15 protein-coding genes are annotated in these 11,468 nt (G+C 64.1%); 5 read left to right on the forward strand and 10 right to left on the reverse strand.

Going from position 1 to position 11,468, the window contains the following annotated elements:
- Positions 1-426: 426 nt before the first annotated feature.
- Positions 427-1,440 (reverse strand): transposase, encoded by a 1,014-nt coding sequence (locus tag ACIRRA_RS44660; protein ID WP_402781798.1) that lies wholly within the window; start codon positions 1,438-1,440, stop codon positions 427-429.
- Positions 1,437-1,874 (reverse strand): transposase, encoded by a 438-nt coding sequence (locus ACIRRA_RS44665; protein WP_402781801.1) that lies wholly within the window; start codon positions 1,872-1,874, stop codon positions 1,437-1,439. Before ACIRRA_RS44665 ends, ACIRRA_RS44660 begins: the two co-directional genes overlap by 4 nt.
- A gap of 247 nt (positions 1,875-2,121) precedes the next feature.
- Here ACIRRA_RS44665 and ACIRRA_RS44670 point away from each other — a divergent pair, with 247 nt between their 5' ends.
- Positions 2,122-2,292: a hypothetical protein gene (locus ACIRRA_RS44670; protein WP_364626563.1), complete on the forward strand. Its 171-nt coding sequence runs from the start codon at positions 2,122-2,124 to the stop codon at positions 2,290-2,292.
- Between the two features lie 192 nt (positions 2,293-2,484).
- On the opposite strand, the gene ACIRRA_RS44675 is transcribed toward ACIRRA_RS44670, so the two are convergent.
- From ACIRRA_RS44675 to ACIRRA_RS44695, 5 genes are all read right to left on the reverse strand, one after another.
- The gene (locus ACIRRA_RS44675; protein ID WP_402781805.1) at positions 2,485-2,763 is read right to left on the reverse strand and encodes a hypothetical protein; all 279 of its coding nucleotides are present in this window, start codon (positions 2,761-2,763) and stop codon (positions 2,485-2,487) included.
- 423 nt (positions 2,764-3,186) lie between these two features.
- Positions 3,187-4,032 carry a hypothetical protein gene (locus ACIRRA_RS44680; protein WP_402781808.1) on the reverse strand — a complete coding sequence of 282 codons (846 nt, stop codon included), beginning with the start codon at positions 4,030-4,032 and terminating at the stop codon, positions 3,187-3,189.
- Positions 4,033-4,290: 258 nt separating this feature from the next.
- Positions 4,291-4,695 (reverse strand): hypothetical protein, encoded by a 405-nt coding sequence (locus tag ACIRRA_RS44685; protein WP_402781811.1) that lies wholly within the window; start codon positions 4,693-4,695, stop codon positions 4,291-4,293.
- Positions 4,696-4,755: 60 nt separating this feature from the next.
- A complete protein-coding gene (locus ACIRRA_RS44690; RefSeq protein ID WP_402781814.1) occupies positions 4,756-5,472 on the reverse strand; it encodes a helix-turn-helix transcriptional regulator in 717 nt (238 codons plus the stop codon).
- 228 nt (positions 5,473-5,700) lie between these two features.
- Entirely contained in the window at positions 5,701-6,720 is a 1,020-nt protein-coding gene (locus ACIRRA_RS44695; RefSeq protein ID WP_402781817.1) for an alpha/beta fold hydrolase, read from the reverse strand.
- Positions 6,721-6,810: 90 nt separating this feature from the next.
- Between ACIRRA_RS44695 and ACIRRA_RS44700 the strand changes: the two genes are divergently transcribed.
- A complete protein-coding gene (locus ACIRRA_RS44700) occupies positions 6,811-7,548 on the forward strand; it encodes a TetR/AcrR family transcriptional regulator (protein WP_402781820.1) in 738 nt (245 codons plus the stop codon).
- A gap of 160 nt (positions 7,549-7,708) precedes the next feature.
- Positions 7,709-8,194 (forward strand): hypothetical protein, encoded by a 486-nt coding sequence (locus ACIRRA_RS44705; RefSeq protein ID WP_402781823.1) that lies wholly within the window; start codon positions 7,709-7,711, stop codon positions 8,192-8,194.
- 97 nt (positions 8,195-8,291) lie between these two features.
- Here the strand turns inward: ACIRRA_RS44705 and ACIRRA_RS44710 are convergent, their stop codons facing one another.
- The 3 genes from ACIRRA_RS44710 to ACIRRA_RS44720 form a co-directional block, all read right to left on the reverse strand.
- Complete coding sequence (locus ACIRRA_RS44710) at positions 8,292-8,864, reverse strand: hypothetical protein (protein ID WP_402781826.1); 573 nt, start codon at positions 8,862-8,864, stop codon at positions 8,292-8,294.
- 256 nt (positions 8,865-9,120) lie between these two features.
- Positions 9,121-10,011, reverse strand: a complete 891-nt coding sequence (locus ACIRRA_RS44715; protein WP_402781829.1) for an alpha/beta fold hydrolase — start codon at positions 10,009-10,011, stop codon at positions 9,121-9,123.
- A 36-nt stretch (positions 10,012-10,047) separates the two neighbouring features.
- Positions 10,048-10,608: a TetR/AcrR family transcriptional regulator gene (locus tag ACIRRA_RS44720; RefSeq protein WP_402781832.1), complete on the reverse strand. Its 561-nt coding sequence runs from the start codon at positions 10,606-10,608 to the stop codon at positions 10,048-10,050.
- A 301-nt stretch (positions 10,609-10,909) separates the two neighbouring features.
- Between ACIRRA_RS44720 and ACIRRA_RS44725 the strand changes: the two genes are divergently transcribed.
- Both ACIRRA_RS44725 and ACIRRA_RS44730 read left to right on the forward strand, forming a co-directional pair.
- Positions 10,910-11,191 (forward strand): carboxylesterase family protein, encoded by a 282-nt coding sequence (locus ACIRRA_RS44725; RefSeq protein ID WP_402781835.1) that lies wholly within the window; start codon positions 10,910-10,912, stop codon positions 11,189-11,191.
- Between the two features lie 95 nt (positions 11,192-11,286).
- Positions 11,287-11,468: hypothetical protein (locus tag ACIRRA_RS44730; RefSeq protein ID WP_402781838.1), on the forward strand; the 182-nt coding region annotated here is incomplete at its 3' end.

An 11,468-nucleotide genomic window follows, 5' to 3' on the forward strand; every position in this document is an offset into this window, starting at 1 on the left:
AAGGCGAACGCCACGCCTTTAGGGAGGTCTCATCGACCAAGGGGAGCCAGAGGTATCTCGCCTTGCCTGATCAACCGTTCGAAGATAAGTAGGGGAGCCATTACAGGGCGTTGGCAGAAGCGATTAGCAGCCGCATCTGGAGTGTCCAGACATGGCCGGTCAAAAGTGCGATTCTGGCGTCCACGTGACATCAGGCGATGTCTTTCACCAAGCTAAGGCATACCTCACAACAGTCCGGATGGCCTGTACCACAACTCATCTCACATCAGCAAGAGCGAGCACTGCCGCCGGCCATCCGACGCTCTGCCCGCTGATCTTCCGATGCCCCGGACTCGCCGCGGTCAGCGCGGTATGCGGCCAATACAGGACATTTGGATTGCCTTGCCGCGAGGTATCGGCGGAAGCTGTCAATCCAGATGAGACCGGTCATGCCACGAATTCGGTGTTGATGTTCTCCTTCACTGGTTCGTTGATCCAGGCCGCGCTCGGCAGCTTTGGCGGGGTTGGAGGCCGCCGGAACCGGGTCGGGTTGGCCGCGTAGGCGGTGGTCAGCACCGTGGCGCGTTCGGCGCGGATCTGGTGGGCGGTGCCGTCGTGAACCGTTGCGGGCGTGTGTAATCCGATCCCGGAGTGCCGGTGATGGTTGTTGTAGTAGGTGAAGAACGCCTGACAGAATCGCTGGGCCTCCCGGATCGAGGCGAACCGCTCCGGGAACGCCGGGCAGTACTTCAGGGTCTTGAAATTCGCCTCCGAATACGGGTTGTCATTGGACACGTGCGGGCGCGAGTGCGAGCGGGTGATATTGAGGTCGATCAGCAGCTCCGAGACCGGTTTGCTGATCATCGGGCCACCATTGTCGGCATGGACGTAATCGGGCACGATCCCGTCGTTGGCGGCGATCGCGTCGAGCTGGAATTGCTTTGCGATCCATTGTGATTCGCGCGGGACCACCGTGTGGTGGATCTCCTTGCGGGAGAAGATGTCCAGCATCACCAGCAGCACGTAGTGGACGCCCTTGCATGGGCCCGCCAATTTCGTTGCGTCCCAACTCCATACCTGGTTCGGGCCGGTGGCCACCAGTTCTGGTTTCACCCGTGCCGGATGGGTGGCCTGGCGGCGGCGTTCACGCACCTCACCATGGCCGCGCAACAGCCGATACATCGTCGAGATCGAACACAGATACCGGCCCTCGTCGAGCAGGATCGCCCACACCTGAGCCGGGGACTTGTCGACGAACCGATCGCTGCGCAGCTCGGCCAGCACCGCGGCCCGCTCGGCCGCGGTCAGCGCGGCCGGATGCACCACCGGCCGCCGCGGGCCCTGCCGGGGCGGTTTCGGGTGGCGGTGCCGGTGCAGGGTGGCCCGCGACTTGCCGGTCAACGCGCATGCGGCCCGCTGCCCGACCAGCGGCTCGAGCTCCGCGGTCGCCGCGTCGATCACTTCGACGGCTCGGTCTCGGAATCCGCGCTGCTGGAGAGCATCTCCAGCAGCTCGACAGCTTTTCCCAGCACAGCCATCGCCTTGTCCTTGCGCTCGAGCTCCGCCCGCAAACGCGCGTTCTCCTCTTCCAGCTTCTCCGCCCGGCGATCAGCATCGGATTTCGCCGGCTTCGGCCCGGTTGGCTTGGCCACCAACGCATTCAACGCACCCGCGTCCCGCGCACGCCGCCACTCGATCACATGGGAGTGATACAGGCCCTCCCGCCGCAACAACGCACCCCGAGCACCGGGCTCGGTGAGCATGTCGTACTCGGCCACGATCGCCAGCTTGTATTCCGGCGTGAACGACCGTCGCTTCGGCCGCGCCGAGTCCGTGCCCTTCTTCTTCGGCTTCGCCGCCGCGCCGTCTCCAGCGGGCAGATCGGCCGCACCCATCGTCACCTTGTTCGATATCCCTGAACTCGCCCTACATCACCTACAGGAAAGATACAGACCAACTGGTCTCATACGAGACTGACAGGTAAGGTCGGCGCATACAGTTGGCGGGTGGCCATCGCCATGACTCGGGCCCACCGCAACGTCCTCGAACCTCCAGCCCGGCTTGGCCTTTGCCGCAATGCGTGCCTCTCTGCACGTGTAACTACGGGTAGCATGTGGTGAAACGACTATGGAGGGGGACATCATGTCGTCGAACAGTCACCGCGAGCAGGCCGATGATCCACGCGCCCGGTGGCGCCGCCTGCCCGTCGAACCTGCCCAGTACGTCGAGGAGACCCATGTCGACGGGAGTTCGTCGAGCTACACGGTGCCCACCGTCGACCCGACCCAGGACTTCATACGCCTATACGGCTAGTGATGTGTCAGGCTGCCTTCGGTAGGTAATCCGGGCCGTCGGATTTTCGATCTGACAGCGAAGTCGTGGACGGCCCAGGCGGATTCATCAAGGGATCTCGGGGAGACGGTTAATCGCACGACATTCGGCATGAGCGGACGTAACCATCGGGGTTGTGGGCACCAGGAAACGTGGGGAGGCAGCGAATCTCGGCTACCGGACCTGAGACTCGCGCACCGCGGGCCCGATCACGACGTGCGCGAGCAACCCCGGCAGATCGATACCCAGACGCCGGGTGACCTCACACAGCGCGTTGTCCAGTACCACCCCACTGGACCCCGGACGCGGGTGCAGCCGCACAACCGTTCCCGCCTCATGGATTTCGACGTGGCAGACCTCCTCGCCACGGGCACAACCGGCGACCGGCCGCGGCGCACCAATGACGACATGGGCCTCACCGCTACAGCAGCGGACCCGACCGCTGATGAACATCTGCACTAATGCACTCCCCCTCAACCGATTACAGGACCGTTCGATAGTTCGACACCGCACGCGCCGCGGATTGCTCGACGCGAATCACCACCCCACGGCCACCGATCCAAAAGTGCGATTCCGACGTCCACGGGACATGAGGCGGCGTCTTTCACCAAGCCAAGGCATACCTCACAACACTCCGGATGGCCTGTACCACAACTCATCTCACATCAGCGGGAGTGAGCACTGCCGCCGGCCATACGGCGCTCTGCCCGTCGATCTTCCGATGCCCTGGGCTGGCCGGTTCGATCAGCGCGGTATGCGGCATAGCGGATGTGTGGACCGCCGGAAACACGTCCATAAGCTGGCCGGAGTGGGCCCCGAAAAGCGCGACCACGAACCACCAGCGCTGCTGACCGTGTCGGCGAAGGCCAGGTCGATCTAGTCGATGTCCTTGTGGCTGAGGACGACGGCGACTCTGCCGTCGTTCTTGATTTCCACCCACGTGCAGGCCTGATACGAATCGAGTATCCAGCCTTGCTGCCAGCAAGAGCCTTTCCATGTACCGGAATCGTCGGGGAATGTCTTTTCGGGGGTGAAGGTCCATCCTTTGCTGTCGGTCAGGTACTGCCGAACCTGTTCAGCGACCTGCTCGGGTGTCCCGCTCGTTCCTGCGATGTAGAAGGTCCGCTCGCAATCGGTGCCGTCGGAGTCGTTGGCACAGTCGGGGGCTTCGGTCTTGGTCATCGATAGTCCCTCGGGCAGCGAGCCGATAGCGTCGGCGGGAGGCATGGTCGCCGTTCCCAATTCCATCAGGCCCGTCGCGGTGACCACCAGCACCACAAACCCACTGAACAGGCAGTACAAACCCCCGAGCGTCCAACCGATGCCTATGCGTACCTTGGCGCCCCGGCCCGGCGGCACTACTCGGGTAGGCGCCAACTCCATGATCGGCGCGACGATCAGCACCACGATGACGAATACGGCCAGTACTACGCCGACGGCGGCCTGGAAATCGGTACCGAAGACGTCATCCTGCAGCGGGATCTGAACACCGGCCACAATGGTCAGCACCGTGACCCCGGCCCATCGCCCTCTCCGGGTCTGCGCCGCTAATGCCCAGCACAGCACCGGGAACAGAAACAGCAAGCACAAAAAGAACACGAACGGACCATATTCGATGTGCCGCGTCCCGGAGTGCTGACCGCCGACCTCCAGCGTGAGCCGGATTGTCCTGCCGCGAAGAAGAATTCGCGCCGTTTGCGGGCCTTCGGGCACGCCGTGCAAACAGTGTCCGCCTACGAACCGGGCTATCTCCCGGCCAGTGTCCTGGTGACGTAGTGGTGTTGCATGCCTGCGGAATATCCGGAAATGGCAATAGCGGACGTTCTGCACCGCACCAGGTTCCGGACGCCGGCGCCCCGCGCTGGCCGGTTCGGTCCGCGCGGTATGCGGCAAGAGCGGACGTTTACTCGGGGCGCATCCAGCGCGGTGCGCGGTTCCCCCTTGACCGCGTCGGTGAGGATCAAGGGGGCCGAGTCGCGCTTACGCCGTCGGTAGGCGACGCTGGCCAGCGACCGACCATGCGCGACTGACCTTCGTATCAATCGTTTCCAACAGATCGATGCCGCTGAGGGTTGCGCCGTCGGGCAGGGTGACATGCCAGACGAGCGAGACGCGGCTGGTGCCGTCGGGCTCTATCGTGCCGGTGGTCGGTGCCGCCACTTCGAAGCGGACACCGGGCCGGTCTGCGTGGAACTTTCGCAGGTAGTCGGCGAACTCGACGGGGGTGTGCACGGTATCGCCAGGATGGCCTTCGGCTTCGGTCGCGTTGCCGAAGAACACACGGAAGTCGCTGGCGCACAGCTGGTCAGCGATATCGAATGAACCGTTCCACAATCGCGTCCAAGCGGCAGCGAGTTGTTCGGCGGTGGCGATAGTGGAAAGCACTTGTGCTCCTTGTCGATTCGGGTTGGCCCTTCGGCGAACTCTCGGTTCGACAACCAGCTTTCAGCCCAACCGCGACAACGGTATGTCCGTGATCGAGGACACATCGATGAGTGTGCCGTCCCCTCTCGGAATCAGAGACAGATCGATGTCACGCTCCGGCGTTGCCTCGTCGAGCACGTTCGCCTCACGCACTCGATCAAGGCGGAAACCGTGGACACCGTTGCGTAGTCGACACCAGCCGTACAGGTACCAGGATCGACCGGCCAGCAGCGCCACCGGCTCGACAGTCCTCGCCGTCGCCACGCCGTCGCGGTCGATGTAGTTCAATCGCACGACCCGACGCTGCACCAATGCCTGCAACACCTGAGGAGGTGCGACAGGGGTGTCCTGAGGAATCAAACGGATGCGGTCGACCAACGCGGCTGCCGTGGCTCGGTCGCCCTCGGTCAGCACGGCCAGCACCTTGTGCACCGCGCTGCGCGCGGCCCCGGCGAATGGGCCACCGGCCAGCTGCGGCAACGCCACGAGCAGTGCAGCCGCCTCGGTCGCGGTCAGCGTTACCGGGGCCAACGTCTGTCCCCGCTCGAGCGCATATCCCCCGGTTGGGCCTGGGACCGCCACAATTGGCAGACCTGCCTGCTGCAAGGCGGCTATGTCGCGCACGATGGTGCGCGGGGTTACCTCGAACCGTGCTGCCAGCTGCCGTGCCGATCGTGGTCGGGGGCTGTAGGCCCGTAACTCCTCGGCCAGCGCGTACAGCCGCTCGGTCTTCGTCACGCTGTGCATTGTCCATCGAACCCGGCAATCTCGATGTGACGTAAAACAGGTTACGCGGCACTCCGGTTGGCTTCATGGAGCAAGCTGAGCGTTTGCGTTCCGCCAGCAGGGCACACGGTCATCGGTAGTAGCGGATGTTCTGCGTCGCACCAGGTTTCGGCCGCCGACGCCCCGCGCTGGCCGGTTCGGTCAGCGCGGTATGCGGCTATGACAGTACGTTGGCGGCTATCAGGCGTGGCTGTGGTGGGCACCGGCGGCGGCCAGTGCGGGGAGTACGTGGGTGCGCAGGAGGTCGAGGAAGCGATCGGGTTGGCGGAAGGCCGCGAAGTGGCTCGCGTCCTCGATGAGAGCGAATTTCTTCACTGGGGCGGTCACGTCGTCGAAGAACCGCTTGGCCGATGGCGCCGGGGTGATGACGTCGTGTTCACCCTGGAAGAAGAAGAACGGGATCGCGAAGTCGGTGCCCTCGGCCCACTCGTCGATCATGACCGATTGCAGGGCAAGGCATTCGGAGAAGCTCAGAGCCTTCGTGTAGGTACGGACTTCGCCGAGGGAGTGCAATGGCGAGGTCAGCAGCGACCCCAGCACGACCTTCTTGAAGGTGTCCAAGGTCAGCGGATCGGAGCCGACCGTGTGCTTGTTGAACTGCTCCCGGTCCGCAGTGGTCCATGTCGACCTGTCGCCGGTCATGGCGGTTACTGCTGCGAGATCCTTGTGCTTGCCGGCCTTTTCGAGCCGTTCGAGCAACCACGTGTAGGCGGTGCGGTCGCGGCCGCCGGCGTTGATGTTCTGGTCGGTGCCGACGTAGGCGGAGAACAGTTCGGGGTGGCGGCGGGCCAGGCGCAGCGCGATGAAGGAGCCGAAGGAATAGCCCACCAGGACGACCTTGTCGACACCGAGCCGAGCCCGCACACGCTCGGCAACCTCCACGCCATCGCGCTCGAGCTGGACCAGATTCATCTGTCCCTGGCAGGAAGGGCCGGTATGGCCGAAGGTCTTGCCGGCGCCACGCATATCCCAGCGCACCACGGTGAAATGGCGTTCCCACTCCCGGGTGCGGGGGACGTAGATGAGGTTGGAAGCGCCGGGGCCGCCGTGGATTTCGAGCAGCACCGGGTTGTCGCGATGCTCACCGCGGATCGAGATCCATTGGTCGATCCCGCCGATCCGAACGAAGCCGGCTTCGTCGACGCCGTCCGAGGTGGTGATGCGCAGCCGCCGCGCGTGCTTCGTGCCCGGGATCCGCATAATGACTCCTCAAACTGTTTATGTCGTAAACAACTATGTTTAGAGTATAAACAGTTCTGCGAGATGTCAACGTCAGGAGGAAGCCCCGCCATGGCCCGCAGCGCCGACGACAAGCCCCGTGATCTGCGTGCCGGCGCCAGCCTGCTCTGGGGCGAACAAGCCGAGCCCGCGCGCGGACCCAAACCGGGCCTCACCGTCGCCGCCATCGCCACGACCGCCGTCGCCCGCGCCGATGCCGATGGGCTCGATGCCGTCTCCATGAACAAGGTCGCCGCCGAGTTCGGCGTCTCCGGAATGGCTCTCTACCGCTACATCCCGGGCAAGACCGAACTCGTCGAGCTCATGGTCGAGACCGTCCTGGCTACCGAGCCCGCCCTCCCCGGGCCCGAAACAGGCTGGCGTGCACAGCTATCTGCTTGGTCGGGCCAGCTGCTCGAGATCTACCGCGCGCATCCATGGCTGCTGACCGCGACCGCGATGCGTCGCCAACTCCTGGGCCCGCATCAACTCCGCTGGATGGACGGCGCGCTGGCGGCCCTGGAAGCGACCGGCCTCCCGCCCGCCGAACGCCATCAGCTCTTCCTGCTCATCGCCGGGCACGTCCGCAATCTCGCCCAGCAACACGCCGACTACGACAGCGACCATGCCCGCGACTGGCAGCAGCTCACCACCGAGCTCATCGACCACCACGCCGAACGCTTTCCCGCCCTGGCGAAAACACTCACCGGCACCCATACCGGGATCGATCCTCTAACCTTCGGACTGAACAGCATCTACGCCGGCATCCAAGCACTCATCGACCAGGCCACCCAGACGACTGCTCGATGAACACACCGGAATCGGCATTTCAGGGCGTTTGGCGAGCCGAGACCGTCTCGGCTCGTTGACCTTCCGAGGGCCTCGCGCTGCCGCCTTCAACCGCGCGGGTCGCCACCCCCTGCCGCGCGCACGTCGTCGGCTGAGTCCTTACGGATCGTTAGAATCACTCATGACGCCGAGACAACTCTTCCTCCAACTGGGAGCCGATCACCGACGACAAATTCACCTATCGCTGTGCGAGGACGCCCTGGCGACCTGGATCGGCTACGTCCAGGGGAAGCCTGCCCCGCTTCGCTACCGCGACTCGGTTGTCAGGATGCGGCACAACGTGGATCTCGAGCTTCCGGCCGATGCCCTTCGCTGCGCTCGCGCCGGCGTGGATCTCGCCGATATCGGCAATCGCTACCTCGAGCCCATCACCGCGTTGCAAGACGGCGATCTGGTCTTCCCCGATCCGGTCGAGTTCGCCTATTACGCGATCTACAACTGTTTTTGCAAGTACGTCCGCGGTGACGACAGCTCGGATTGGTTGATCGTTAACCAGGCCTTGTCGGTTCACGACCGCAGCGAGGCGGCGTCACGTCTGATGCACGCGATCGACAGCATCGTTCCAACCACGAGCGGGAACACCGAGGATGCCGAACCGATGGGATAGCACCCCCTGGCACTGGTGATCGACTCCGACCGTTCCCAGCCGGAAGTTGTTCACCACCCGTCGGCTTGGTCAGCGCGCCTCGCGACAGAAGAGGACGCTAACCCCAGAACCCGATGAGGTCCTTGTCGACTTCCTTCGATCGGCGCAGCCACTCAACGATGCGTGGGCCGAAAGGTGCGCAGTAGTCGGGATCCTCGGCAACCGCACGTTCCCAATGATCCAGTTCCTCGGCGCAGTCCCCCTTGCTCATGTGGCCCCACCCGTTGCCTTCGGCGATCTCGATGCTCTCGGCCAAGTCTGGGGTGTCAGGGAACGGGTCTTCTTCCATCATGCCGCTGGCCAGCTCTTCAATGATCGAAGGCAGATCTCCGGAGCCGAACCGGAACCTCGCGCCGGAGAAGGGCGGACCTCCCAAATCTTCACAGATCAGTTCCAGTGCTTCGACGTAATGCTCGGCATCGTCATCGTCAAAAGGTCCGCCTGCGAAGATCTTTCGAAGGGCATCCTTGTTCCGCTCGACATGATCGTCCCGGTCGTCAGTGTCGAAGCCCAGTAGGAGAGCATCCGGCTCCCACGCCAGCATCCGATCCAGTCGCTCGTTGTCTTTGGATCCGACGACGGCCGCAAGTTCGGCCAGATCGACCAGGTATACGTTCAAAGTGCTTGACACCGTCGAGATCCTAGCCAGCCACACCGACACCATGCCTCGCTGCGTGCAAGGACGTCTTTGGCATTGCCCGCACATCGGCAGTAGCGTGCGTTCGGCCGGCGCCGGATGCCCGCGGCCCGTTGGTCTTCCAAGAGGCCGCGTTGGCCGGTTCGGTCAGCGCGCCTCGCGGCATTACAGGACGTTGCCGGTCCGCCCCCGGCGGCTGTCAATGCTGAACCCACTCGCCGAGGTGGAAGTTTCTTCCGGACTTGTCGGTTCATGCGGGTGTGCGTTGTACCAGGTCCAGGATGAAGGCGGTGACTTCGGTTGGCTTTTCCTCGGCCATGAAGTGGCCGGCGTCGATCGGCTGGTAGGTGGCGGTCGGTGCCCATTGCCGCCAGAGGGCGGCTGCGTCGAATCCGAGACGTGCCCCCCAGTCCTGGGAGATCACTGCAATAGGCATGGTCAACTGGGCGCCCGCTTTTCGGTCGGCTCGGTCCATCTCCAAGTCGATTCCGGCGGTGGCGCGGTAGTCAGCGACGATGGATGGCACAGCGCGCGTGGAACTGTCGATGTAGTGTCGGCGGACCTTTGGCGGGAAGGTTGTCCCGCTGGGGTCCCAGGCGTCGAGGAACGAGCCGAAGAAGTCCTCGGCGACGGCTTCGATCATCCGCTCGGGCAAGCCCTTTGGTTGCGCCATCAGATATAGGTGCCAGGCGACCGCGGCATCGACACCGTGCAGCACGTCCCAGGTATCCATGGTCGGCAGCACATCCAGAATCCCCAAATGGGTGATCGTGTCCGGATGGTCGAGCGCTGCTCGGACCCCCACCAGCGCTCCGCGGTCATGGCCGATAAGGCTGAACTGCTCGTAGCCGAGTTCGCGTACGACACTGACGATGTCGAGCGCCATGGTCCGCTTCGAATAGGTGTCCGGTGTCGCCTCTTCGGGTTTATCACTCGCACCGTAGCCACGCAGATCAGGCACGATCACCCGGTGATGGTCTGCTAATTCACGGGCGACATGCCGCCACATGAGGTGAGTCTGCGGAAAACCGTGCAACAGGACGATGGGGTGGCCGTCACCGCCGACGGCGACATTCAGATGGACGCTGTCCGCCCCCGGGACATGGTGGTAGTCGAAGTCGTCGATTGTCGTGCCCGACATGGGCGCGCACCTTTCGTTGATCGGTTGGACGTGTCGTCAGGAGAAAATGGCCGGCAGCGGAGGTTCTGCACTCGCGCTTGCTCGCAGAGCCGGAACAAGGATCGTGTCGACCAGATGTGCCAGATACTCGGCTCCGGCGGGAAGCCCGTTCAGCCTGCGTAGAAGCAGCACTGCCCCGGTGATTTCCTCGTACGGGAATGGCCGAGCACCGGCTGGTAGCTCGCCCCGGGCGATAGCAGCCGATATCACCGAGGCTGGCAACTTGGCACCGGTCGGTCCGCTCGCTTCTTCGATATGGCGACACAGGTCGGGATCCTCCAGACCCGCATGCAGCAGCATCAAGCTCATCGTCGGGTCGGCAGAGTCCATCGTGGTGGCGAGCCGTTCACACAAGGCAATCAGGTCTCCACGCAGGGAACCGGTATCGACCGGGTCCGCGGAGTTGCCGGCCGCGGGACCGGCCTTGATCGCGGCAACCACCATGTCCCGCTTGGTCTCCCAGCGCCGGTACAGCGTGGCCTTCGACGCCCGAGCACGACGCGCGACCGCCTCGAACGTCAACGCGTCATAACCGACCTCGCCTACCAGCTCCAGCACACACGCGAGTATCTCGACCTCGCGCGCCGCATCACGAGGCCTTCCTCCACGCACTTCAGGTACCGGCTCCGCGGAACGACCATTACGAAACGACACGTTCTGTACCGTATGGGGATGTCGGCCGGTTGTCCACCGATCGGTCCGGTCAGCCCGAAAGCCGAATGGCATTGGAACACTGCCCGTTATGTCGACGTCCGCTCATCGGCAATAGCGGACGTTCTGCACCGCACCAGGTTTCGGCCGCGGGCGGCGGCGGTGAAATCGGTGGCGCGATTGCAGGACTGCTGTCGAGGATGTTCTGATGGCGAGTGTGTTTGAGGGTCATGCTGTTTCGCGCGAGGATCGAGTCGAGGCCTGTGCCGGTGCCGGAGGGGTGCGGGGCCGTTGGGACGGCGCGGTCGCGGTCTCTCGGGGGATCCCGTATGCCGAGGCTCCGATCGGGCCTCGACACTTCGGCACACCGGTCCCGGTGCGCGCGTGGGACGGTGTCCGGGACGCGCTGGAGTTCGGTCCCTGTGTTCCGCAGCCCGGCCATACCGGTGCGGTGGTGGCGTTTGTGCGGACGGTGGGGCCGAGAGAGTGAAATACCGCTGCCTGGACACGACCGGCGGTCGCCCTCGGCTGCGCCTCGCTCCGCCGCCGGTGTCACTGGCGGTGGGCTGTGCAGTCTGGCTCTACGTGTTGGCGGCGCCGGGGGTCGTCTTGATCGTGGCCGCGAAAGTTCGGCCGCACGCGTTGTTTCCACCCCCGATACTCTGGATCTGCGTCGGGCTGACCGGGGCGGCGATCGTATACACGCTGACCCTCGGTTTCACGTTCGGACGCCAGTTGCTGTGGATGTATGTGTTGTTTGCGGCGGC

Source organism: Nocardia sp. NPDC101769, from assembly GCF_044766925.1.
Classification (GTDB): domain Bacteria; phylum Actinomycetota; class Actinomycetes; order Mycobacteriales; family Mycobacteriaceae; genus Nocardia.

Coding starts and splice junctions, on each gene's coding strand:
- ACIRRA_RS44725 (WP_402781835.1), top strand. CDS start 10,910: ATGGCGAGTGTGTTTGAGGGTCATGCTGTTTCGCGCGAGGATCGAGTC.
- ACIRRA_RS44705 (WP_402781823.1), top strand. CDS start 7,709: ATGACGCCGAGACAACTCTTCCTCCAACTGGGAGCCGATCACCGACGA.
- ACIRRA_RS44665 (WP_402781801.1), bottom strand. CDS start 1,874: ATGGGTGCGGCCGATCTGCCCGCTGGAGACGGCGCGGCGGCGAAGCCG.
- ACIRRA_RS44695 (WP_402781817.1), bottom strand. CDS start 6,720: ATGCGGATCCCGGGCACGAAGCACGCGCGGCGGCTGCGCATCACCACC.
- ACIRRA_RS44670 (WP_364626563.1), top strand. CDS start 2,122: ATGTCGTCGAACAGTCACCGCGAGCAGGCCGATGATCCACGCGCCCGG.
- ACIRRA_RS44700 (WP_402781820.1), top strand. CDS start 6,811: ATGGCCCGCAGCGCCGACGACAAGCCCCGTGATCTGCGTGCCGGCGCC.
- ACIRRA_RS44675 (WP_402781805.1), bottom strand. CDS start 2,763: ATGTTCATCAGCGGTCGGGTCCGCTGCTGTAGCGGTGAGGCCCATGTC.
- ACIRRA_RS44715 (WP_402781829.1), bottom strand. CDS start 10,011: ATGTCGGGCACGACAATCGACGACTTCGACTACCACCATGTCCCGGGG.